Genomic DNA, 25,191 nt, shown 5'->3' with positions numbered 1-25,191 from the left:
AATGCCTCGCGGGTTTACGTTGTTGGAGCTTCTTATTACTGTGGCTGTCTTGTCAGTACTACTACTTTTTGTCGCCCCAAGTTTTTCAAAAGTTAGCCAACACATGAAAATAGTGAATTTAGCCAACGAATTACAGGGTTTTTTGATCCAAGCGAAATCGGAATCGGTGATGAGAAATCAAGATTTGTGGATTCATATTCAAGACTTGCCTTCATCCACTGGAAGCTGGAAGCTCACACTCTCGAGTGTATCGAATGTCACTGACATTACTTCAATGAATACTGTTGCTGAGCTGCAAGGTCATCTATATCGGGGTCTGGTGGTGTCGAGTAATATAACTAGCGTCAAGTTTGATCGTGTTATGGGGAATCCCAAAAATGCGGGAAGTATTCACCTAAAGAAATCTCAAGCGGATACCAGTCCGATAAAAGTAACTGTTCATAACGGAGCAGGGCGAGTAAAAGTGTGCGCTATGAATGAGGCAAAATATGGCTTTGAACAATGCTAAACAGCAAGGTAGTACACTTGTTGAGTTTATGATTGCTGCGTTGTTAGGAGTTGTCGCTTTGGGCATTGTTGGCGCAGTGTTTCTTTCTAACCAAAAAACAGCTGTGCAGCGAAGCAAGGAAATAATGCTACTTCAGCAGATGAGTAGTGTAATTCAACAAGTGAAAGAGGATATTCAGCGAGCAGGATTTGATGGTATTACGACAAAATCAATGATGCTTTCCGGTTCTCCTAGCGTTCTATATCAACAATCCGAAAAAATCGGTTATGTTTATCGAAATACAGCAAGCTCTGTGAGTAATACGATATATCGGTTAAAGGATAATATGTTGGAATATTGCCAGGATGATTCACCATCACCTTTAAGTGTCGTGTCTGCTGCTAGTGGATGTTTTGATCTTTTTGATCCAAAGCAAATTAAAGTAACTCAATTTGATGTTAGTCGAATATTACTATCAGGTTCGTCAATAGATAGTGCGTTTATTTCTATTTCAATGGCCGCTGAATTAAAAAATGATCCGGCAATTTCTCACGCCATTTTATTACAAGTTCAGCAAAGGAATTGGCAATGATACGTAAGCATCAACAAGGAGTGGCCACGTTACTTATTACTTCCATACTGCTCTCTGTCGCTTTGGTTGTGACGTTAGGCTCATATAAGAATCTATTTTATCAAATTAAGCGTGCGCAGAATGAAGTTAGTTCTCGGCAACAGCACTGGGAAGCGGAAGGAGGGCTTGAGTGTCTATTTGCTTATGTCACAGATGATGTATCCATAGTAAACGAGCTCATCCCAATTAATCACAATAATTTAAATACCTTATGTAAGAGGGAATTAAACCTTAGCCAGCTGAACGTTACGGATATAGGGGCAGGAGTCTATCGTATTAATTCTATATCTCACAATGGTTGGGCCCAGCTCAATAAAACTTTCAGTACACTAAGTAATCGTGGAAAAGGAGCGATACAAACCACATCCAAGTTAACTACTTATGGTGATTTAAAGGTTCATCCAGATGCGAAAGGTGATCTTAATTCTGACAATTTGTATGAATGCATATCACTGACTTATCGGTATAGTTATACCATGGAAGGCGGAAGCACAGGATCAAAATATAACACTGCATCAATAAGAGCGAATAGCTTATATGATGGTTCTCCTGCTGGAGGGTGTACCGCTGCAACGACAACCAGTGTTACAGTAAAAGCTGGGAATGCAATTACGAAAACTAATAAACCTGAAACTTCTGATCCGCAGCTAAAAGGCGACTTTGTTTATGACTCGGAAGTCGATCCATTCCAAACCTTTTTTGATTACAAAAAAACACCGGAAAATATTGATAAAGTCAAAGCTTCATTTCCGAAAGCTGGGAAAATCAATTTGTCAAATGCGACACATTGTAAATCAGCTATCGAAAATGCTTTTAAGGAAGTAGATAAGGTTTGGATTACTGGTGACTGCGCCATTCACGGGAATTTAGCACTTCAAGGCAACCATGAGAAATATACGTTAGTTATTCAAGATGGTATTTTTATCAATACTGGTTCAACAACATTTCAGGGTTCGCTTTTTCATTTAGTCGATAAAACTAAACCACAGTTTGCTCCTGATGAGTTAAAAAGCTATTGGGAAAGTTTGTTCTCGAATGCTGATGGCTCACCGACTAATTTTACCATTGGTAAACAATATACTGATCTTACACAAACTGTTTATGTTGATGCAGGGGCATTTCACGCAACGGGTGGTTATGGTTTTGATACTGATGGGTTAAAAACCTCAATTGCGGGCTCAATGGAGTTACTATTTGATTCCAGCAAAAGACCTACAACAAGGAGAAATGATGTTCGTTGGCAAGAGGGAAGTTGGAATGCCAAGTAAACAACATGGTTTTAGTTTAATTGAAATAATGATTTCTTTTATTTTAATTGGTGTCGGTGCTCTTGGATTGGTTAAGTTGCAAGCTTACATTGAGCTGCGGGCAGATTACGCGATGCATAGCATTGAAGCGCTAAATCTTGCTGAGCAGAAATTAGAGTGGTTTCGTACGCGTGGGGCTCTTTCTGCAGTCCCCTCGATGCCCGCCGCTAATTTTGATACAAATATTGTCTCTGGGGAAGATACTACGCACCCCTTGTATACTTTATCTTGGTCTGTGCCAACGGCAACTCTGTCGGGCGCACTTAAAACGATACATATGGAAGCTCTATGGCAAGATCGCCACGGTAAAATACAATCGGTAGAGCTGAAAACCATGATCTCTAAACATAGCGAATTTGATTAAATAGTCTAGGTTCCTGTTTTACGCCGATTCAATCAAAACCGATTGGAGTTCTTTGGATAAGGTGTTCACTGTCCGCGTTGCCCTTTTTATATTGAAGAGAATTATTTCTTGCTTCTCATCACGTATAGTTTCTTTTCTTAAAACTATCTATTCATCTCATCGCTCTATGCAACCTCTGTTTTTGCCAGCTCGTTTACTAAATGTATATGCTGATTTTTCCATAATGTTTCAGGCTTGTATCTTTGGTTTTGTTTTTTTGCAAAATATGTCTCCAATTATGAAAAAAAATATAGAACCTTGTGCTTTCTCCATTAGTGTTTACTAGAATACTCGTTGGATAGTAGGCCGTCATAATTACTCAAATAGGCCTTGGCACCAACATCATTCACTATGGAGTTACCATGAGTAACCAAGCTGTAAATAAGGCACCATCATCGAAGCCGAGCGGGATGGAGCGCTTTTTAAACTTTATCGAGAGGACAGGTAACAAAATTCCTGATCCTGCGATTTTGTTCTTCTGGGCATTGATCATTACTTGGGCGGCGTCAGCACTTTTATCGAATGTATCATTCGATCTTCCAAACCCTCGAACGGGCGAAGCTCTTACCATCACTAATTTACTTACGGGCGAAGCGCTAGCAAGTTTCCTTGCTAACATGGTGACGACGTTTACTGGCTTTGCGCCACTGGGTATCGTACTTGTCGCAATGCTAGGTGTGGGTGTTGCAGATTCTTCGGGCTTTATTACGACGGGTCTTAAGAAGATGCTGAACTTCACGCCAGCTAAGCTTCTTACTCCAATGCTGATTTTGGTTGCTATTGTGTCGCATACTGCGGCAGATGCAGGCTATGTTCTGGTTATTCCTCTGGGCGGTATTATCTTCCATGCGGCAGGTCGTCACCCTCTAGCGGGTATTGCGGCAGCATTTGCAGGTGTATCTGGTGGCTTCTCTGCAAACTTTATCCCTTCTGGTATCGATCCACTACTTGCAGGCTTTACGCAAACCGCGGCGCAGGTTCTTGATCCTGAATACGTGGTTAACCCATTAGCGAACATCTTCTTTACTGGCCTATCTTCCATCATTATTGTAGCGATTGGTTGGTACGTGACAGAAAAAATCATTGAGCCTCGTTTGTCAAAAATGCCAATTGATGACGATGCGGAAACTGCGCCAAACCTAGGCTCATTTACTGAACTGGAATCAAAAGCATTTCGTTATGCTGGTTGGGCAATGATGGCGGGTATTGCCTTACTTGTTGCAGCATTAATTCCAGAAACATCAGCGCTACGCTCGCCTGAAGGTGAAATTACGGCCTTCTCAGCACCGATCATGAAGTCTATCGTTCCGCTGATCTTTATTCTGTTTATCATTCCTGGTTACGTTTACGGTAAAGTGTCAGGTACGTTCAAGACCAGCAACGACATTATCAAAGCGATGGCTGATACTATGTCGACCATGGGCGCATACATTGTCATGTCATTCTTCTGTGCCCAATTCTTGTCTGCGTTTGCTCAATCGAACATTGGGACGATGCTGGCGCTATATGGTGCAGAAGGTCTGAAAGCGATGAACTTACCTGGTGAAGTGACCATCATTGGTATGATCCTTCTAACTGCGTCTGTAAACCTACTTATTGGTTCTGCATCGGCAAAATGGGCTTTAATTGGTCCAATCTTAGTGCCAATGTTAATGGCGGTTGGTATCTCGCCTGAGCTCTCTCAAGCGGCTTACCGTGTGGGTGACTCAGTATCGAACATCATTTCACCTCTAATGGTATTTTTCCCTCTTGTAGTGGTTTACTGTCAGCGTTATGTGAAGTCGGCTGGTATCGGTACGCTTGCGTCACTAATGATGCCATTCTCGATCGCAATGCTGATCGGTTGGTCTATCTTCCTAGTTGCTTATTGGATGGTTGGTATCCCGCTAGGCATTCAAGCTCCTTACACTTACACAATGTAAAAACGTTTAGGGTGTGAAAGCCGCTAATTGGCAGCCGAAAAGCGCAGGTCTTCGATCTGCGCTTTTTTGTTCTCGTAAAACGAACATCGATAGGTCTTGTAACTAGGTTTTTTTTGGAGTTGCAAACTTTGTCCCGTGATGTGTTGCTGTAGTGAAACCGAAGTTGGTGATAAAATTCCTGACTTCAATCGTTTTTTGTTTCTTTGGAGCTTCCTTTGTCTAACCATCCGTTTTCCCCTCAAGATGAATTGTTTATGCGCAGAGCGATGATGCTTGCTGAGCAAGCAGAAGCTGAGGGGGAAGTACCTGTCGGCGCAGTGCTTGTCAAAGATGGTGAAATTATCGCTGAGGGGTGGAATCGCTCTATTGGTACTAATGACGCTACCGCACATGCTGAGATCCAAACACTGCGTAAAGCCGGCCAAAAGCTAGAAAATTACCGCCTTCTGGATACGACTTTGTATGTAACACTTGAGCCATGTCCAATGTGTGCCGGAGCCTTATTGCATAGCCGCGTTAAGCGGGTCGTTTTTGGAGCGCCAGACTTAAAAGCGGGAGCAGCAGGAACAGTGCTTAATTTGTTTGAAAGCCAAGCTGCTTACCATTACGCCTTAGTTGAAAAGGGGCTGCTAGAAGATGAGTGCCGCACTCAGCTACAAGCGTTTTTTAAGCGTCGCCGTAAGGAAATTAAAGCGAAGAAACAAGCACAAAAAGCATTAGAAAATGGAGAGAGTGGACAAAATTATGGAAATAGTGAGAGTTAGCAAACATCTACAACCGGGTAGATGTTTGCCTGAACGTACTAGTGATTGACTAAGTGTACAAAAACACGATTACGTGAACTTACTTTCTTTTTCATACATGTCAGTTTACGTTTACGTCGGATAGCAGCTACTGTGTTATTTAAACGCTTTGACTGCACTCTACGTCTTCTCATATTCAAAACCTCCTGCAGACAAGACTTATACCAGTAAATAGCGGTTCATCGATGCTTTACAATAGGCTCGATAATCGCACTAAACATTTGATGGTTTAAACGTTCTTCATTTGACTCCTGCATTGCACAGAGCCAGCAAATAATTTCAATACGATGCTTAATAATAGGAGTGACGTTATTTCGGCAGAGCGTAGCCGATAGCGCCGCTTCATCAGTGAGCTAAACCATGTGGTTACAAAGCAATCAGTTTAACTAACGGTGAAAAAAGGCGACCAACCAAAGGAATGGTTGAGTGTGGTTGGTGTCACTCAGAGTCTTGGATTCTAGATAAGTTTTCGCTAGGACTCAACAAAAATGACGAGCTCATGGGCTCGTCATTTTTTAGTTTACAGCGGGTCTATTCTTCAAGGCTTTCTTGTTCGGTGTCTTCTTCAACCGTGACGTCAGAAGCGCCAGATATTTGCTCTACAACGGTCTCTACTGCTCCTGATATCAAAATGTCAGGGTTGAGCGGCGGGATAACTTGCAAGTCATCGCTATTCTCATCAATCGCTGGTCTTTGGCTGACATGACCAATGATGGATTGATAATAACGTCGAATATTTTCTACGTAATTACGCGCTTCATCACCTCTGGCGTACCCATAGCGAGTTTGACTGTAGTAACGCTTCTGACGCAGTAAAGGCAATCTGTCTTTTACATCTGCCCAAGCGTTTGGATCGCCACCTTGCGCTTTAGTAAGTCGCCGTGCGTCCATCATGTGGCCGTAGCCAATGTTGTATGAAGCCAGGGCAAACCATATTTTTTCATGCTCGTTGATGCTATCAGGCACGCGACCTACAATGCGACGTAAGTACTCGACACCACCACGAACAGATTGCTCAGGGTCTAAACGATTTGTTACCCCGACGCTTTTCGCTGTTGGCAGAGTAAGCATCATCATCCCTCTAACACCTGTTGGCGATTTTGCCGCTGGCTTCCAGTGTGATTCTTGATACGCCAATGCTGCAATTAAGCGCCAGTCGAACTCTTCGCTGTACTTTTGGAATAAAGGTGCCCACTTAGGCAATTTGTCATCCAGAGCTCGAATGAATGCGCGAGTATCAACGTAGTCAAATGCTTCAATATGACCAATGTACTTCTCTTCGAGAGTGGACAGTTCTCCTGATTGTTTAATGTTACCGAAAAATTCTATCAGCATCGCATACAAACTTTCGTCTTCAGAGCGTCGAGTAAACCACGATACTGGTTGATCTTCTGTAAGTTCAAACGCGAGCGCAAGATCGGGGTAAAGGCGCTGAGCTAGGGAAAGCTCCACAGAGTCAGTCACAGTAAAACGCAACTCACCAGTGGATACATATTTAAGTAAGTCTCTCGTGTCAGCATCGCCAACAATTTCAAACTGCAGCTCTGGGTATTGCTTCTTTAATGCGGTTAGGGTCGGAACATATTGCGATTGTTCGACGATCTTTAATGTTTGCGCGCCAGCATTTGTATCTTCGTCTGATTCGCTGTCTTTCGATGCTTGGTATTCAATCAGCTGTTCGATATCACGTGGTCGAAGTTGCCCCTTTTTATACACAACTTGTTGGCTTACATAATAATAAGCAGGGCCCGGTCTAAAGCGTTTTACCGCTTGTGACGTTTGATTTAAGCCCGTAGCGATGAGATCAATATCTCCTTTCTTAAGAGCAGGAAAAAGCTCGGCTTGGCGAAAGGCAGGTTTAATCTCGAGCTTGACGCCGAGCTGCTCCGCAAACTGACGCGCCAATTCGTAATCCAACCCAGCGGGACCATCGGGACCAATATAATAGGAAAGCTGATTGTTTAGCGTGCCAACACGAAGCACGCCACGTTCCTGAATTTTTTCGAATTCACTTTTGGGTTCCGACTCAATCTGGCAGGCAGAGAGTAGTAGCACAGAAACAAAAATTAGGGCGCTGCGCTTGAGTCGGTTGAGCTGGCTTATTTGCATTAATAGGTACATCTTAGGAAATTTCTATTTGCCTTTATATCAAAGCGAGCTCATGGGGCAAAGTGAATCACACACTTATAGCGTGACATTGTGTGTTTTATCGACATTTTAGTCGTAATTCAAATTTGACAAAAAAAATGACGCAAACGGTTGCTTTTGATGTTACATCACAAAAACAATTGCTATATAATGCGCTCGCAATGACGAGGTGGAATCGGCATAGGTTCGACAGGGCTTATTTTAAGTGTCTGAATTTATTCCAATATCACCTTAATCAATTGCATAAGAGACCTAAGCACATGAGAATTTTGCGTGGCTCCCCAGCTCTTTCTGAGTTTCGTGTTAATAAACTACTGGAACTTTGTCGTGAACAAGATCTGCCTGTAACTGGCATTTATGCCGAGTTTATGCACTTTGCCGATCTAAAGTCTGACCTTGATGACCAAGAGTTAGAAAAACTTGAAAAGTTACTAACTTACGGCCCAACCATCGAAGAGCATGAGCCAGAAGGTCTTTTACTTCTTGTTACGCCTCGTCCAGGCACTATCTCGCCTTGGTCTTCTAAATCTACCGATATCGCTGTTAACTGTGGCTTGGATAAAGTGAAACGTCTAGAGCGCGGTACGGCTTATTATGTCGAATCTTCAGTTGTTCTATCAGAAGCTCAAGTTGACGCTGTCAAAGCGTTAATTCATGACCGCATGATGGAAACGGTATTTACAGAATTTGAAGCTGCGTCAGCGCTGTTTACAGTCGCAGAGCCTAAGCCTGTGGCGCATGTTGATATCTTAGCGGGCGGTCGTCTTGCGCTTGAAGAAGCAAACGTTTCCCTTGGCTTGGCACTCGCAGAAGATGAAATTGATTACTTGGTAGAGAACTTTACTAAGCTTGGGCGTAACCCAAACGACATTGAATTGATGATGTTTGCTCAGGCGAACTCAGAGCACTGTCGCCACAAAATTTTTAACGCAGATTGGACTATCGACGGAGTAGATCAACCTAAGTCTTTGTTCAAAATGATCAAAAACACGTTCGAAACGACACCTGACTATGTGCTGTCTGCATATAAAGACAACGCGGCCGTTATGACGGGTTCTAAAGCGGGTCGTTTCTTCCCAGACCCTAAATCTCGTCAATACACTTACCACCATGAAGATGCGCACATCTTGATGAAGGTAGAGACGCACAACCACCCAACAGCAATCTCTCCATGGCCGGGCGCATCGACTGGTTCAGGCGGTGAGATCCGTGACGAAGGTGCGACGGGTATCGGCGGTAAGCCAAAAGCGGGTCTGGTTGGTTTTACAACCTCTAACTTACGTATTCCTGGTTTTGAACAGCCGTGGGAAACCGACTTCGGCAAGCCTGGTCGTATTGTAAATGCGCTAGACATCATGCTTGAAGGTCCTCTAGGCGGCGCGGCATTCAACAACGAATTTGGTCGTCCAAATCTATTGGGTTACTTCCGTACTTACGAAGAAAAAGTCACTTCTCATGCGGGTGAAGAAATTCGTGGTTACCACAAACCAATCATGATTGCTGGTGGTATGGGTAACATTCGTGACGAACACGTGCAGAAGAAAGAAATTCCAGTGGGTGCGAGCTTAATCGTACTTGGTGGTCCGGCAATGAACATCGGTCTTGGTGGTGGTGCGGCATCTTCCATGGCATCTGGTCAGTCAGCAGAAGATCTGGACTTCGCGTCAGTACAGCGTGAAAACCCAGAGATGGAACGTCGCTGTCAGGAAGTGATCGACCGTTGTTGGCAGTTAGGCGACGACAACCCAATCGCATTTATCCACGATGTGGGTGCAGGCGGTATCTCTAACGCATTGCCTGAACTTGTCGACGACGGTGAGCGTGGCGGTAAGTTCCAATTACGCGATGTACCAAACGATGAGCCGGGCATGAGCCCACTGGAAATCTGGTGTAACGAATCACAGGAACGTTACGTTCTAGCGGTAGCGCCAGAAAACATGGAAGCATTCGACGCAATCTGTAAGCGTGAACGCGCACCGTATGCAGTGGTGGGTGTGGCGACAGAAGAGCGTCATCTAACGTTAGAAGATTCTCACTTCGACAATACGCCAATCGATATGCCAATGGATATCCTACTTGGTAAGCCACCGAAGATGCACCGTGACGCAACCACACTAAAAGTGGAAAGCCCTGCCATTGTTCGTGATGGTATTGAGCTTAATGAAGCGGTGGATCGCGTACTTCGTCTTCCAGCGGTTGCAGAAAAAACATTCCTAATTACTATCGGTGACCGAACAGTAACGGGTCTGGTTGCTCGTGATCAAATGGTTGGCCCTTGGCAGGTACCAGTAGCAAACTGTGCAGTAACAGCGGCAAGCTATGACACTTACCACGGCGAAGCAATGTCGATGGGTGAGCGCACGCCAGTGGCATTACTAGACTTTGGTGCATCGGCTCGCCTAGCGGTTGGTGAGTCACTAACGAACATTGCGGCAACAGACATCGGTGATATTAAACACATTAAACTGTCTGCGAACTGGATGTCGCCAGCGGGTCACCCAGGTGAAGATGCCGGTCTTTATGAAGCAGTCAAAGCGGTAGGTGAAGAGCTCTGTCCTGCATTAGGTTTGACGATCCCAGTTGGTAAAGACTCCATGTCGATGAAAACCAAGTGGGAAGAGAACGGCGAGAGTAAAGAAGTCACTTCTCCACTGTCTCTAGTTATCACGGCATTTGGTCGTGTGGAAGACGTACGTAAGACCGTGACTCCACAACTACGCACTGACAAAGGCGATACTTCTCTAGTTCTTGTTGACTTGGGTAACGGCAAAAACCGCTTAGGTGCGACAGCATTGGCACAAGTATACAAACAACTGGGTGACAAACCTGCTGACGTAGATAACGCTGAGCAGCTAAAAGGCTTCTTTGATGCAATGCAAGCGTTAGTACGTGATGACAAGCTAGTGGCTTACCACGATAAAGGCGACGGCGGTCTGTTTGTTACACTGGCTGAGATGGCGTTCGCGGGCCATTGTGGCGTAAAAGCGAACATAGCAGAGCTGGGTGATGATGCGCTAGCCGTTCTATTTAACGAAGAGCTAGGTGCGGTTGTTCAAGTTAAGAATGATGATCTGGATTCAGTTCTATCTACTCTGGCGGCAAACGGTTTAGAGGCATGTTCACATGTGATTGGTTCAGTTAACGCTTCAGACGACTTTATTATCACTTCTGGTGATGCAGTTGTGCTTGAACGTTCACGTACCGAACTACGTGTTATCTGGGCTGAAACAACGCATAAGATGCAAGGCCTACGTGATAACCCAGCATGTGCAGACCAAGAGCACGAAGCGAAGAAAGACAACTCTGACCCGGGTCTAAACGTTAAGCTCAGCTTCGACGTAAATGAAGACGTTGCAGCGCCTTACATTGCAAAAGGTGCGAAGCCTAAGATGGCGATTCTACGTGAGCAGGGTGTTAACTCCCACGTTGAAATGGCAGCAGCGTTTGACCGCGCAGGCTTTGAGGCAACCGACATCCATATGAGCGATATCCTAACGGGTCAAGCGGTACTGGATGAATACCATGGCCTAGTAGCTTGTGGTGGCTTCTCTTACGGCGACGTACTAGGTGCGGGTGAAGGCTGGGCTAAGTCTATCCTGTTTAACGCACAAGCTCGTGAACAGTTCCAAGCGTTCTTCAACCGTAAAGAGACGTTCTCTTTAGGTGTATGTAACGGTTGTCAGATGCTTTCTAACCTGAAAGAACTTATCCCGGGTGCAGACTTGTGGCCACGTTTTGTTCGTAACGAATCTGAGCGTTTTGAAGCGCGCTTTAGCCTAGTTGAAGTTCAGAAATCTGATTCTGTATTCTTCGACGGTATGGCAGGTTCGCGCATGCCAATCGCGGTTTCCCACGGAGAAGGGCGTGTAGAAGTACGTGATGCTGAGCACCTAGCAGCGATTGAAGCATCAGGTACGGTTGCGGTTCGTTACGTGGATAACCTCGGTAACCCGACGCAACAATATCCGAACAACCCGAACGGTTCGCCAAACGCGATTACTGGCTTAACAACAGCAGACGGTCGCGTGACAATCATGATGCCTCACCCAGAGCGTGTATTCCGCACAGTTGCAAACTCTTGGGCTCCGGAAGGTTGGGGTGAAAATGGTGCTTGGATGCGTATGTTCCAAAATGCCCGTAAGAATATCGGTTAATTAACCAAAGGTTAATCTAGCTTAAGTAAAGCGTTGGTTGAGAGACCAGCGCTTTCTTTTTCTTATCATTCTTTTTTCTTCGCCGCTCTTTCTAGTGACTGGGCGAAACGTTGCTTTGTTCTGCCTCTTCTTTGTCATCTATTATCTCGCATAAAAAACTTGCAGCGTTTAGATTACTTTTATGCTCTAATACCGCGCTTACCAAGGGATGGTGTTAAACAGCTCAGCTTAGATGGAGTTATCAAGTTGACCGAATCCCTGATTGATCCCTAAATCCCTTAGGAAATGAAAGAAATGTCTAAGAATCCAAAATTTGCTATCCGCGTCACTGAAAAACGTAACGGCTGGAGCGCAGAAATCACTCGCCAAGTGACATCTCGTAAGACTGTAGTATCAAAGCGTGAAACTGGCTTTGACAGCGAAGAGAAAGCACAAGCTTGGGCTGAACAAGAACTGGCTGGTTTTATCCAAAACCAAGTGGTTCGTAACGAGCGTAAAGCAGCGCAACGTCAAGAGCGTGAAGCAGAACAACTAGCGGCAAAAGTTCGTAAAGAAGAAGCCCGCAAAGCACGTGACGCTGAAGTAGACGCTGACGAAGAATAGATTCAAGTCGGTGAGATGGTGACGTCACCCATCAAACAAAAAGTGAAAATGCCCTGAGCTTTGTCTCAGGGTATTTTTTATTGTATCGACTTAAAAACAATCCGAAGATACGGACAGGCTAAACGTACCGTCTTCAGGGGCTGCAAATTGTTTATTGCCAGGAAGAAGGTGAGGGTTATTAGCATAAGTGCGATGTGTTGACTTGCCCTTTGCCGAGTGCCTCTCTGGTAAATCAAAGTGTTGCAATCCGTCAGATAGATCGTTTGCTTCACCGTAGTCGAAATGTGTTGTGACGTCTTTGGGCTGCTTGGCGTAACGACAGTGATCCGGCTTTTCTTCTTCATGCCAAGTTAACGCGTTTGCTTTGGCGTCTAGATTCAGATTATTTGTTGTTGGTTGTGCGTAATGATCCTCAATAACTTGGTGCTGACTCTGCTCTTGTAAGTAGTCAGCAATGCTCTCAGAAGTCTGTGCCAGGTTTTGACTTGCTGGAACGAAGCAAGCAAGAAGAAACAGTGTTTTTAAGTTGTTCATAGTGTGTATGCAAGCAAAAAGAAATGATAGTACTGGTAAATAAAACGGCGTGCAATTATGTCCGTTGGACACGATATAGCAGGGCAGTTAATGTCTGCCCTGCATCTTTTAGGTATGGTTAGTATTGATAAGTGAGGTGCAGTTTGACTTCGCGACCAGGCGAAGGCACGCCATTAGATAGGTATGCTTCGTAGTAACGATCGGTTAAGTTTTTCACAACCGCGCCAACACTCAAGCCTTCGACTTGTTGTATTTCCCAAACCACGTAAGCGTTTTGTAGCGTGTATTGCTCACTTGGCGATTTCACTTTTAAATTGTTACCGCTTGCCTTGGTTTTGGTTTGCGCATCATACCAACGGACTTCCCAGCCAGTGCGTAAACCTGGAATCCATTCGTAACCTAAACCTAAGTTGATATTTAATGGTGGCACATCAGGGTGATCATCATCTGAACCTGTCGAGTCAGATAGGCTACCTTTGTTTTTGCCGCGAATGTAACTTGCTGAGAAATTACTGTAGAAATCTTCAATCCGGTATTGTGAAATTAGCTCAAAGCCGTAGTTTTTAAAGCCATCTAGGTTTGTATTCCAGCTTTGTAACTCAGTAGTATTTTTGTCGAGGTTTTCGCCCGTTCGTATATCAACTGTGTCGCTAACATCGTTATAGAACAAAGTTAACTCTGTTGCGAGGTTATCGCGAGAGTTCACCAGCCCTTCCGTTAAGTTGATAACGCTTGCTTGATAAGCATGGATACGAGACACGTCCAGATTCAAAGCAGTAGCCGTAGCGGTAGCTCGCGCATATTGCACTGAGTAGATGTTATCAACGGTTGGTGCTTTTAAAGCGTAGGCGTAGGAGGCGTTTAAACGCGTATTATTGGTCACATCAAAGTCGATATCCAAACGTGGGCTAAAGCCTTTATGCGTCGTTTCACCGTAGTCATGTCCGGCGGCTGGATCATTATAATCTGGCGCGGCGTTCCCTTTTCCTTCACTCTTGATGTATTCGTAACGCAGAGAAGGTGTGATGGTTAGACGGTCTGTTGCTTGATAGTGATCAGCAATGTAAGCCGCATAAATTGACTGAGTGCCAGATGGTTCGTAGTAAGGGGTATACCAACCGTAGTTTTTGGCTTCATTACTGTCGTATGATGCGTTGAATACTAATGAGTCTCTATCGGTTTTTTGATATTGAAGCCCTGTCACTAGAGTGTGGTCTCCGAACTGCGCTTGGTTAAACACATCAGCATAGTCACGCTCGTAACTTAACCAAGACTCGTGACCGTAACTGCCAACAGAAACGAACATTTTCTCGAATGCCACGTCTGGGCGAACCCAGTGACGATCGTTTTCAGAACGTGCCATTTTGATATTGAAATCAATATACGGGTTAGTCGGCATGTAGTGGTAAGAGATGGTCGTGGTGTTATCCGTGTATTTATTATCGACGGTGTATGCGTATTTGGCTTTTTCTAATGATCCGTATTTCTTGATGTTGTACTCAGTGATGTTAGGCATTTTTCCGCGGCGGTTAGCCCAAGGTTTACGACCTTCATCTTTGTAGCGAGTGTGGCTAATTTCAAACTCGTGATCGTTGTTTTCATAACCGACTTTTACGAGCATGTTTTCTTGCTCATAACCTGAGTAATCCAGCGTTTCACCACCACCAACTTTAATGTCATCAGAATCTTTTACAGAGCCATTCGCTAGAAAATAAAAACCAGCATCGTTTTTACCATAGAGTGTTAGCGTGTAGGCATTCTCATCGCCGTTGGTGTTATATGCACTTGAGATGCGAGCACCAAAGTTTCTATTGCCGTACAGTAGGTCATCGACACTCTTGGTTTTAATACGAATTGAGCCACCAAACTTTCCGTTGAGTGCTCGATAGTCGTGCGCGCCCTTGATAATTTCTGCTTCACCAATCAAGAACGGATCAAAAAAGAAAGTTCCGTAGCGGTATTGTTGAAAGCCAATGGGAGCGCCATCGACAAATACGGCGATATCGCTTGGATCATCAAAACCACGAATATTAATACGTTCGCCGCCGGAACGGCCGCCGCCATCTAATGATGCGCCCGGAACGGCATCGATCATTGAGGCAAAATTGGAGTACTGTTGCTCTTCAATCTCTGACCAATCAATGGTGGTTTGCGCAGGCTCAGCAACGGTGATGGGTTTGGCATAACGCACACCGATGACTTCGAGCTCTTCATTTGGCGTTGTCTCGGCATATGAATAAAGAGGGAAGAGCAAAGTCAGTGAAATGAGATTTACTTTGAATGGATGACTTTTTAATCGTTTCATATTGATGATTTATAGTGTTCTTATGAAGCTCGGATTATAAGAACATTATTACGATTAATAAATGATAATGAGATTAATTATCAAATGTGTTTTTGCTATGGCTTGTAAAGTTTTTTATCCATTCTTGGAAACTACGATGAGTATCGTTAGCTTACAGAAAACAAAAAGCCCAGCATCATGGACGCTGAGCTCATTGGCTTTTAAACAAGAGGACGCGCTCACTATTACTCCTGTTGAGCTAATGAAGTGCACTCTTGGTAGGTATTACTGAGTTTCTAACGGGATCTGTCCGGTAGTCAGTGGCTCGACATCGAACTCGGTCAGTCCTTCAATGTAACTTTCAACGGCTTGTTCTACCGAATCATCACCTTGGTTGAAGTAAGCAAGGTGGAAGATCGCATCGCCTTCATTAACCAGTGGCAAAGTTTGTTGACCGATCACCAAGCCACGCTTAGGCGCTTTGAGCTCTACCTCATCATGTCCAAGAGGAGAGCTGATATAGGCGAGCGTTTCACCTTGTTCTACTTTGTCTCCCAGATTAACGACAGTACGCAAAATACCGTTACCTGACGCACGAACCCAGCTGGTGGACTTCGCTATGATAGGCTCAGGCAGCTTTTTTCGGCTAGCGCGCAACATGCCAATGGCTTGCATTACGCGCCGAACCCCGAGTACACCAGCGCTGATTGACAGTGGATCAAAACGCAATGCTTCGCCAGCCTCGTAGGTGAGCACGGGGATATCACATTTTTCTGCCTCACTGCGTAAAGAGCCATCACGCAATGCTGAATCAACAATCACTGGCGTCGCAAACGCCTGAGCAATACGCAGAGTTTCTGGGTTGCTTAAGTTTGCGCGAATCTGTGGCAGGTTCGTGCGGTGAATGGCCCCAGTGTGCAGATCCAAGATGTAGTCACAACGCTTGGCTATGTTGTTAAAGAACCCGTGTGCCATTCGAGACGCAAGCGCGCCTTTTTCACTGCCAGGAAAGCAACGGTTGAGATCTCGTCGATCGGGCAAGTACCGTGATTTATGGATGAAACCAAAAACGTTAACGATAGGTACTGCAATGACAGTGCCTTTCAGTTTTTGTGGATCCAGTTGGTTAATGATCTGACGAACGATTTCCACGCCATTAAGCTCATCACCATGGATAGCAGCATTCACCATTAACACAGGCCCTTCTTGTTTCCCATGGATGATTTCCACAGGAATAGATAAAGGCGAATGTGTGTATAGCTTCGCTGCTTCAAATTCGATCTCTAATCGTTGTCCTGGTTGTATTTGGTGCCCTAAGAGCTCAAACACTTTGCTTTTTTTACTTCTGGCCATAAACCATCTCTGTCAAATGCGTTATCAGCAATGTAACAATTGCTGCAAAATCGCACTAATCATTCTCATTAAGGACACGACAAATTACTTTAATCGTCATGCGCGAAATCTCAGCATGTGTGAAGTTTTTGTTTTCAATATGATCTTTTCTATCAGTTTAATACATAACGAGAGGTACAGAAGGAAGAGCAATCATAGCCTTAAAAAATGTGACTGTATTAAAAATAATACTGATAATGAGGGACAAAAAAACGAACTTTTAACCCTACTTTTTATCCGATAATATCCGCGCCGAATTTGAGGTCTAACATTTCTAACTAGAGGTTTTGATGAAAAAGGCAATTGCTAAAATTGGTGCATTGACTGCTGTAGCAGTTTCACTTTCAGGTTGCGTTGGCAGTAATGCCGTGACAGGTTATGTCATGGGGTTTAACTTGAAAGCTGTAGATAACCGTTACGCTCGAGGTGGTCTAAACATGCTTTTAGCACCTGTTTATGGTGTCGCAATCGCAGCGGACTACATCGTATTTAACTCTCTAGAGTTTTGGACGGGTAAGAACCCTTTAAATGGTAAGCCACATATCTTCGATACAAAGATGGATACTTACATCGATGTAAACCACCAGTTAGATAAATCGTTAACGACGGCGCCAATTGCACCGTTAGCGAATAACCGTGTTATTGAGCAGGGTCGAATGCAGCAAATCGATGAGAATACTGTTCAAATGGATATTACTTACAATAACGGCGAGAAGGCGACACTCATGGGTGTGCGCGATGGTGAGTTTGTCACTTACTACATTGATGGCGAGGTCGTTGCACAAACCTCAATGGATGAGCTAGCTGCTTATACGCAAAATCGCGTGTAAATTGGTCCAGCCAAACAAAAAAGGGTGCCGTAAAGCACCCTTTGTTGTATTTCGTGATTGAATTACGCTTTCTCTGGAATTGCCTCTAGAAGCGCTACCATCTGATCCCAGTACAACTGAACAGTATCAATCTTCACTTTCTCATCTGGTGAGTGAGGGAATTTTATTGTTGGACCGAAAGAAACCATATCCATGTGTGGGTATGGTTCTTTAAATAGGCCACACTCAAGACCAGCATGGATGACCATGATGTTCGGCTTATGACCGTAAATGCCTTCATACATATCACGGAAAATTGCCATGATCTCGGAATCTGCATCTGGCTTCCAGCCAGGGTAAGCACCTGAGAACTGAATTTGTGCGCCTGCTAATTCAGCAATTGAACGTAGCATACTCTCAACTTGGCTGCGGCCAGAGTCAATCAAAGAGCGAATCAGACACAAAACTGTCACTTTATTTTCTTCAGTAGTGATCACGCCAACGTTCAGTGACGTTTCGACCACACCTTCAATTTCGTCGCTCATGCGCATGACACCATTTGGACAAGCGTTAAGTGCGGCAATGAAGCGTTGCTGATCGGCGATTGAAAATACTTGTACGTCACTAGCAAGCAATTCATTAAAGGTTACGATACCTGTTTCGATTTTACCCAGCTCAGTTTTAAGCAGATCAGTGTAGTGGTTGAACAGCTCAGCAAGCTTGTCTTGGTTTTCGACAGGAAGCGCGACAGTAACAAACGCTTCGCGAGGGATTGCATTACGTAAGCTACCACCACGGAATTCGACTAAACGTAAATCAAGCTCTTGCGCATGACCCGCGAGGAAACGACCAAGTAATTTGTTGGCATTACCGCGACCTGTGTGAATGTCACAACCTGAGTGACCACCTTTTAGGCCTTTCAGCGTCAGTTGGCGTGTTACGAAACCTGCAGGTGTTGCTTCTCGAGAAATATCGAAAGTCATGGTGCCATCAACACCACCGGCGCAACCCATGTAGACTTCGCCTTCTTGTTCAGAGTCTGTGTTTAGAAGGATCTCACCTTCTAACCAACCAGCCTCAAGACCAAATGCGCCAGTCATGCCTGCTTCTTCATCAATCGTAAGCAGAACTTCGATTGGGCCGTGCTTAATGTCTTTAGATGCCAATACAGCAAGGCAAGAAGCCATACCAATCCCGTTATCTGCACCAAGTGTCGTGCCTTTCGCCGTTACCCATTCGCCATCGATGTAAGGTTGGATTGGATCTTTGGTGAAGTCGTGTTCGGTGTCTTCGTTTTTCTGCGGCACCATGTCGATGTGTGCTTGAAGTACAACAGCCTTCTTATTTTCCATTCCAGGTGTCGCGGGCTTTTTGATGAACACGTTACCGGTTGGATCACGGCGAACGTCAAAGCCTTGCTCTGTTGCCCAGTTGATAATGTACTGTGCTAATGCTTCTTCATGTTTAGATGGGTGAGGGATAGAACAAATCTTATCGAAAAACTGCCAAAGTGGAGCAGGTGATAAGGTACTGATCTCAGAATGGAACTCAGACACGGAGGACTCCTTTTGATGTGCTTTGCCAAATATATACCGTAAAAATATTGTCGAGACAGCATTAAATGCTAGACGATTTGGCATTCAAATTGCCGTTTAGCATACCACCAGATAAGGAGTACGAGTAGTCGCGTGCACAAGGATTTCTCTCAGAACTGTCACAGTTTGTGAACACAATAACAGGCACTATGTGTTCTTTATCATACATTCTGAAAGTGGCTTTATTTTTTAATTCACAAAACTGTAATTTAATTACATTTAAACTTTGATGAAAGTCAATTTATACATTTTTTGTGATTTTAATCACTAAAATGCTTGTAATTAAATTTCTTGGTGGTATATTTGTAACCAGCTTCTGAGAGAAGAATGAAATGCTCAAAGGATGAGTCCGTTTTATCGCCTCCAAGGAACCGAGAAATCAACGAATGTTTAATTGATTTAAAAGGTGATAGTTATGAAAGGTTTACCAAGTACAATGTTCTGGAATAGCAAGTCTGTTTACACCGGCAACTTTGTATACCCAACAAGCTTTGGCTACTAAGTGAAGTCAACGCATGTGACTCGAACAGTTTGTTCACCCCTATAAATTGGAATTTTTTTTCAGTGATAGTGCTGACATGATTCGCCGCCACCCAAATTGGGTGGCGTTTTTTTATCTCCACTTTCTCTTTCTGACACATTTTCTGCCATCAAGGCTGGATTCTATTCTCCGTTCTTCAGTTTTATCGACTTCCCCGTCAAATCCACCTAGATATGACGCTTAAAACGCCCAGTTTCTATTTGAAAGTTTAGTACATTGTTCAGTTTTTATTCTGTTGTTGGGTTCTGAACGATAATTGTTAATTGTTGTTTTATAAGAATATATTTCCTGTTTTGCTTTTAAGAATTAGCGAATGGGTTTCATATCCAAAGAAAAAAATCGCATTAGAGTGAAGATTCTATCTAGAATTTGCTATTTGATAACTTTATAATTCCCGCCAATCGATTACGCAACCGTTTACTTTTTACCTTTACAGGATTCGATCATGCTCGAGAGGCTTTTTAAGCTCAGTGACAATGGCACAAATGTGCGCACTGAGATCATTGCAGGTGTTACCACCTTCCTAACTATGGCTTACATTATTTTTGTAAACCCAGCGATCCTGTCGGATACCGGTATGGACCGTGGTGCCATTTTTGTTGCAACTTGTCTTGCGGCCGCTATCGGCTGTTTCATCATGGGATTTGTTGCCAACTACCCAATTGCACAAGCACCAGGAATGGGGCTGAACGCATTTTTCACTTACTCTGTAGTGTTGGGAATGGGCTATACGTGGCAAGTTGCGTTAGCGGCGGTGTTTGTTTCAGGCCTGCTGTTTATTCTTTTGAGTATATTTAAGATCCGTGAGTGGATTATTAACTCGATCCCGCATTCTCTTCGAACTGGTATTTCAGCCGGTATCGGTCTTTTCTTAGCATTTATCGCATTAAAAAATGCAGGCATCGTCGTTGATAACCCTGCGACATTAGTTTCTATGGGAGACATCACATCATTGCCATCTGTATTGGCTGCGATTGGTTTCTTCCTTACTATCGCGCTTGTTCACCGTGGTGTGAAAGGTGCGGTGATGATCGCCATTCTTGGTGTTACAGCGCTTGGCCTTCTATTTGGTGATGTGCAGTGGAGCGGCATTATGTCAACGCCACCAAGCATTGCACCAACTTTCATGCAACTGGATTTCTCTGGTTTGTTTGAAGTTGGCATGATTTCCGTTGTGTTTGCTTTCCTATTTGTCGATTTGTTTGATACCGCAGGTACGCTAGTTGGCGTTTCTCAAAAAGCAGGCCTCACGGATGAGAATGGCAACATCCCGCGTTTAAACAAAGCGTTACTTGCAGACTCAACGGCAACGTCAGTAGGTGCACTACTTGGTACCTCAAACACCACATCTTACATTGAGAGTGTTTCTGGTGTGGCGGCTGGTGGTCGTACTGGTCTAACAGCCGTGGTTGTTGGTGTACTCTTCCTACTTGCTCTATTGTTCTCACCACTAGCAGGAATGATCCCAGCTTACGCAACATCGGGCGCTCTGTTCTATGTCGCGATTTTGATGTTGTCTGGGCTAGTAAGCATTGATTGGCGTGACCTAACGGAAGCATCACCAGTTGTTGTGACTTGTTTGGTGATGCCATTAACGTTCTCGATTGCAGAGGGTATTACGTTAGGCTTTATCGCGTACTCGGCGATCAAATTATTCAGCGGCAAGGGCCGTGAAGTGTCGATGAGTGTGTGGGTGATGTCTGCCATCTTCATCGTCAAATACCTCGTCGGTTAATTTCTCGAGCAAAAAGCCAGTGTGGATTTATTCACGCTGGCTTTTTCTTTTTTCACGTTGTTCACTTCAGACGGTTTTTCTGCGGAATAGGCAGAGAATTTTGATATCACCGTTGGTATTAACGGTGTGTTTCGGTAGAATAATCGTTTGCGCAGCTTGAAATCCTCATCTCCATACGTTTTGGAGAGGTCAGTGAGCATTCCGCTTTTGAGTGAGTTCGCTAGATTTTGAGGATGCATATTTTCAAATTATTAGGTTATTACAATGAGTAAAAAATTCATTATCACTTGGGATGCAATGCAGACTTACTGCCGTGAACTGGCTGAAAAACAAATGCCAGCTGAGCAATGGAAAGGAATTTGGGCGGTAAGCCGCGGTGGTTTGGTTCCTGGCGCTATCTTGGCTCGTGAACTGGGTATTCGTTACGTTGATACAATCTGTATTTCAAGCTACGACCATGATCATCAGCGCGATATGACGGTACTAAAAGCACCTGAAGGCGATGGTGAAGGTTACCTAATCGTTGAAGACCTAGTAGACAGTGGTGATACGGCGCGCAAACTACGTGAGATGTATCCAAAAGCGAAGATGATCGCTGTGTGTGCAAAACCTTCAGGCAAAGCGTTGCTAGATGATTATGTGGTAGATATCGCGCAAGACACTTGGATTGAACAACCTTGGGATATGTCAATCCAGTACGCTGAGCCTGTAAACCGCAAGCAAAAATAAACGCTATTAAAGAATATTGAGAAATGCCCCTGTATAGGGGCTTTTTTTTTATTATTATAATAACTCATGCTAATAGCCTAAGGTTCTTCCTATGTCTGAAGACGTCAGTAAAAATCTTTCCGAAACTTTGTTCGTGAAACATAAGCAAGCAAAAGAAACCTCTGCGCTTACCCAGTACATGCCGACCAGTCAAAAAATACTTGATGATCGAGAGGCGCAGGGTGATCGTGCTTGGTATCGTCATTTGCGCCGCTTGCAATGGGCTTGGCAAGGGTTGTCTCCGATAGAGATGGAAGGTGTGCTTTCTAAAATCGCTTCTTCTTCCCACTCTCGAACCAATGATGATTGGTTAGACACCGTAATGGGATACCACAACGGCAACTGGACATTTGAGTGGATTAAGCTCGGCATGGAGCATCAGAAGCGTTCAAATGAAATGCAAGGTGAGGAGGCCGCCGATGAACTCTTCACTGCATCTCTATGTTTTAGTATCGCAGGCTACCCACATCTGAAGAATGATAATTTGGCCTTGCAGGCTCAAGTGCTGGCAAACAAAGCGTACTCTGACGGCGCAGAGAAGACCAAGTACACCATCAAGCAAATTGAAGTGCCTTACCAAAATCGCAAAATCATCGCGAACCTTCATTTGCCAAGAACCGACAAACAACTGCCTGTGGTGATGGTGAGCGCTGGTCTCGATACGTTACAAACCGACATGTGGCGTTTGTTCCGCAATCATCTTGCACCACGAGATATTGCAATGTTGACGGTCGACATGCCTTCGGTGGGGCACAGTTCTCACTGGCCTTTGACTGAGAACTCAAGCTGCCTGCACCAAGCGGTACTAAATGAGCTGTATTCATTGCCTTGGGTGGATCATCACAAAGTGGGGTTAGTTGGATTTCGTTTTGGTGGTAATGCCATGATCCGACTCTCTTTTGTTGAGCAAGAGAAGATCAAAGCTTGTGTAGCCCTCGGCGCACCCGTACATGATATTTTTACTTCCCCTGAGAAGCTGCAAAAAATGCCGAAGATGTATCTGGATCTGTTGGCTTCTCGCTTAGGGAAAAGCGCGGTTGATATTAATAGCATGGCGGGCCAGATGATGGCCTGGTCATTGAAGGTTCAGGGCTTCTTGAGCAGTAGAAAAACTAAAGTACCTATTTTAGCTTTGAGCCTTGAAGGCGATCCGGTGTCTCCACACAGTGATAACCAACTCGTCGCGCTGTTTAGCCAGTATGGCAGAGCGAAAAAAATCAGTTCCAAAACGATTACAAAAGGATATGAGCAATCCCTCGATTTAGCCATAAAGTGGCTAGAAGATGAATTATTAGGGTGACAATTCTCCTAAATTAGTTAAAAGTGATATATCTGAGCAAAAAATAAGCTCATGATAATTAAAAATAATAATCATTCTTGGGTGTTTACTTTTAACTATGAAAACGGAGATTCATATGTCAGAGACGACTCAGGGCCCGACTCACTTTCGCTTGATGTCAAAGTTGAAGGCGATAGGGCCTTACCTGCGCGAACCACAATCGCAAGAAGGGCGCTATTATTTTGATTGTCTATCTGTTTGTGTAGACGACAAAAAATCGCCTGAGAAGCGTGAATTTTGGGGCTGGTGGATGGATTTAGAATCCATCGAAGGAGGCTTTACTGCCAAATATCATATCGGCAAGTACAACAAAGAAGGGCAATGGGTATCTGAAGCCCTGCCTAAAAAAGCGGTAGAGGAAGTGTATCTGACGCAGAGCACATTCCATCAAAAGCTGGTTGATACTTTAGAAGAACACTTCAAATTAGAAGTCGAATATCACACGGAGTCTTTCGATTTCGCTTAATTTGGTTGTTTTCATTTAATACCAAACAAAAAGGTGCGAAAACGCACCTTTTCTCTTGTTAATTCCCTCTTTGATTGTTAAAACATCCTCTCTTTATTTGTTTTTCACTTCAGAAGACATCATGACAACGAATCAACAAAATGCAGTTGTTTCACAACCACAAACTGTCGTTGTGAAACTGGGTACAAGTGTGCTGACAGGCGGCACTCTGGCACTCGACCGTGCTCACATGGTTGAGTTAGCGCGCCAGTGTGCTGAGCTTAAAAAACAAGGCCATTCAGTGGTAATGGTTTCGTCTGGTGCTATTGCAGCAGGCCGTGAGCATCTTGGTTACCCCGCATTGCCCAACGAGATGGCGAGTAAACAATTACTTGCGGCGGTAGGGCAAAGTCGCTTGATTCAAACATGGGAGTCTTTGTTTGGTATTTACGGTATCAAGATCGGCCAAATGCTACTAACTCGTGCTGATTTAGAAGATCGCGAGCGATTCTTAAACGCACGTGACACCATCAATGCGCTCGTTGCGAACGATATTATTCCTATCGTAAACGAAAATGATGCCGTTGCGACCAGCGAGATTAAAGTGGGCGATAACGACAACCTTTCCGCTTTGGTGGGCATTTTGTGTGGCGCAGATAAGCTCTTGCTTTTAACTGACCAAAAAGGTCTGTTTACTGCTGACCCTCGTAAAGACCCGAACGCAGAGCTGATCAAGGAAGTAAAAACCATCGACGATACGCTGCGTAAAATCGCAGGAGGAAGTGGTACAACATTGGGTACAGGCGGTATGGCAACGAAGCTGCAAGCCGCAGACATCGCTCGCCGCGCTGGTATCGAGGTTATTATTGCTGCCGGTAGTGCACCGAATGTTATCTTTGACTCTTTGAGTGCAGAGCCACAAGGCACGCGCTTCCTACCTTGCGCTGAAGCTTTAGAAAACCGTAAACGCTGGATTCTGGCGGGACCTGCGGCATCGGGCGACATCATTATTGATGATGGTGCGGTAAATGCAGTGGTCGGTAAGGGCAGTAGCTTACTTGCTAAAGGGGTAATCAAAGTAAGTGGTGACTTTGCACGAGGCGAAGTGGCGCGTGTAACAAATTCTCACGGTAAGTTGGTGGCTCGTGGCATCAGCGCCTACTCAAGTGATGACCTAACTAAAATTACGGGTAAGCACAGTAAAGATATCATCTCTATTTTGGGGCATGATTATGGCTCTGAGGTGATTCATCGCGATGATTTGGTCGTCATTCAGGAATAGAATTAGAGG

At 44.4% G+C, this 25,191-nt stretch carries 19 protein-coding genes; 14 read left to right on the top strand and 5 right to left on the bottom strand.

The window, feature by feature from the left end; translation table 11 throughout:
• Position 1 precedes the first annotated feature (1 nt).
• From CBX98_RS19210 to tadA, 6 genes are all read left to right on the top strand, one after another.
• Entirely contained in the window at positions 2–508 is a 507-nt protein-coding gene (locus CBX98_RS19210; protein WP_109170008.1) for a GspH/FimT family pseudopilin, read from the top strand.
• Positions 489–1,079, top strand: a complete 591-nt coding sequence (locus CBX98_RS19205) for a hypothetical protein (RefSeq protein WP_005391448.1) — start codon at positions 489–491, stop codon at positions 1,077–1,079. Before CBX98_RS19210 ends, CBX98_RS19205 begins: the two co-directional genes overlap by 20 nt.
• Positions 1,076–2,386 (top strand): hypothetical protein, encoded by a 1,311-nt coding sequence (locus CBX98_RS19200; RefSeq protein ID WP_109170007.1) that lies wholly within the window; start codon positions 1,076–1,078, stop codon positions 2,384–2,386. The genes CBX98_RS19205 and CBX98_RS19200 overlap by 4 nt, the downstream gene beginning before the upstream one ends.
• Positions 2,376–2,789, top strand: a complete 414-nt coding sequence (locus CBX98_RS19195) for a prepilin-type N-terminal cleavage/methylation domain-containing protein (protein ID WP_012842085.1) — start codon at positions 2,376–2,378, stop codon at positions 2,787–2,789. The genes CBX98_RS19200 and CBX98_RS19195 overlap by 11 nt, the downstream gene beginning before the upstream one ends.
• A 401-nt stretch (positions 2,790–3,190) precedes the next feature.
• The gene (locus tag CBX98_RS19185) at positions 3,191–4,750 is read left to right on the top strand and encodes an AbgT family transporter (RefSeq protein ID WP_005383758.1); all 1,560 of its coding nucleotides are present in this window, start codon (positions 3,191–3,193) and stop codon (positions 4,748–4,750) included.
• Positions 4,751–4,965: 215 nt separating this feature from the next.
• Positions 4,966–5,514, top strand: a complete 549-nt coding sequence (gene tadA, locus CBX98_RS19180; RefSeq protein WP_085343000.1) for a tRNA adenosine(34) deaminase TadA — start codon at positions 4,966–4,968, stop codon at positions 5,512–5,514.
• Positions 5,515–6,084: 570 nt separating this feature from the next.
• Here the strand turns inward: tadA and mltF are convergent.
• Entirely contained in the window at positions 6,085–7,662 is a 1,578-nt protein-coding gene (mltF, locus tag CBX98_RS19170) for a membrane-bound lytic murein transglycosylase MltF (RefSeq protein ID WP_012842083.1), read from the bottom strand.
• A gap of 299 nt (positions 7,663–7,961) precedes the next feature.
• Here mltF and purL point away from each other — a divergent pair, with 299 nt between their 5' ends.
• Both purL and CBX98_RS19160 read left to right on the top strand, forming a co-directional pair.
• On the top strand, positions 7,962–11,855 hold the full coding sequence (gene purL / locus CBX98_RS19165; RefSeq protein ID WP_109170005.1) for a phosphoribosylformylglycinamidine synthase: 3,894 nt from the start codon (positions 7,962–7,964) through the stop codon (positions 11,853–11,855).
• Between the two features lie 294 nt (positions 11,856–12,149).
• Entirely contained in the window at positions 12,150–12,458 is a 309-nt protein-coding gene (locus CBX98_RS19160; RefSeq protein WP_005391432.1) for a DUF3622 domain-containing protein, read from the top strand.
• A 90-nt stretch (positions 12,459–12,548) separates the two neighbouring features.
• Here CBX98_RS19160 and CBX98_RS19155 read toward each other — a convergent pair whose 3' ends face one another.
• From CBX98_RS19155 to CBX98_RS19145, 3 genes are all read right to left on the bottom strand, one after another.
• Positions 12,549–12,992, bottom strand: coding sequence for a DNA-directed RNA polymerase subunit beta (locus CBX98_RS19155; RefSeq protein WP_109170004.1), 444 nt, complete (start codon positions 12,990–12,992; stop codon positions 12,549–12,551).
• A 118-nt stretch (positions 12,993–13,110) separates the two neighbouring features.
• Positions 13,111–15,297 carry a TonB-dependent receptor gene (locus CBX98_RS19150; protein WP_109170003.1) on the bottom strand — a complete coding sequence of 729 codons (2,187 nt, stop codon included), beginning with the start codon at positions 15,295–15,297 and terminating at the stop codon, positions 13,111–13,113.
• 264 nt (positions 15,298–15,561) lie between these two features.
• On the bottom strand, positions 15,562–16,629 hold the full coding sequence (locus CBX98_RS19145; protein ID WP_005391426.1) for a succinylglutamate desuccinylase/aspartoacylase family protein: 1,068 nt from the start codon (positions 16,627–16,629) through the stop codon (positions 15,562–15,564).
• Between the two features lie 329 nt (positions 16,630–16,958).
• Between CBX98_RS19145 and CBX98_RS19140 the strand changes: the two genes are divergently transcribed.
• Positions 16,959–17,498, top strand: a complete 540-nt coding sequence (locus CBX98_RS19140) for a DUF3332 domain-containing protein (RefSeq protein WP_047010162.1) — start codon at positions 16,959–16,961, stop codon at positions 17,496–17,498.
• 62 nt (positions 17,499–17,560) lie between these two features.
• Here CBX98_RS19140 and CBX98_RS19135 read toward each other — a convergent pair whose 3' ends face one another.
• Complete coding sequence (locus CBX98_RS19135; RefSeq protein WP_109170002.1) at positions 17,561–19,033, bottom strand: aminoacyl-histidine dipeptidase; 1,473 nt, start codon at positions 19,031–19,033, stop codon at positions 17,561–17,563.
• Between the two features lie 1,025 nt (positions 19,034–20,058).
• Between CBX98_RS19135 and CBX98_RS19130 the strand changes: the two genes are divergently transcribed.
• The 5 genes from CBX98_RS19130 (at position 20,059) to proB (ending at position 25,182) form a co-directional block, all read left to right on the top strand.
• The gene (locus tag CBX98_RS19130; protein WP_006741838.1) at positions 20,059–21,348 is read left to right on the top strand and encodes an NCS2 family permease; all 1,290 of its coding nucleotides are present in this window, start codon (positions 20,059–20,061) and stop codon (positions 21,346–21,348) included.
• 264 nt (positions 21,349–21,612) lie between these two features.
• Positions 21,613–22,077 carry an oxytetracycline resistance phosphoribosyltransferase domain-containing protein Tet(34) gene (gene tet(34), locus CBX98_RS19125; protein WP_005391418.1) on the top strand — a complete coding sequence of 155 codons (465 nt, stop codon included), beginning with the start codon at positions 21,613–21,615 and terminating at the stop codon, positions 22,075–22,077.
• Positions 22,078–22,168: 91 nt separating this feature from the next.
• A complete protein-coding gene (gene frsA / locus CBX98_RS19120) occupies positions 22,169–23,416 on the top strand; it encodes an esterase FrsA (RefSeq protein WP_109170001.1) in 1,248 nt (415 codons plus the stop codon).
• Between the two features lie 115 nt (positions 23,417–23,531).
• On the top strand, positions 23,532–23,921 hold the full coding sequence (crl, locus tag CBX98_RS19115) for a sigma factor-binding protein Crl (RefSeq protein WP_005391414.1): 390 nt from the start codon (positions 23,532–23,534) through the stop codon (positions 23,919–23,921).
• A gap of 121 nt (positions 23,922–24,042) precedes the next feature.
• Entirely contained in the window at positions 24,043–25,182 is a 1,140-nt protein-coding gene (proB, locus tag CBX98_RS19110; RefSeq protein ID WP_005391413.1) for a glutamate 5-kinase, read from the top strand.
• The last annotated feature ends 9 nt before the right edge of the window (positions 25,183–25,191 follow it).

Origin of the sequence: Vibrio sp. T9, assembly GCF_003123985.1 — a bacterium.
Classification (GTDB): Bacteria; Pseudomonadota; Gammaproteobacteria; order Enterobacterales; family Vibrionaceae; genus Vibrio; species Vibrio diabolicus.
The sequence above is the reverse complement of the archived record's forward strand: the minus strand, read 5'-3'. Positions and strand labels throughout refer to the sequence as shown.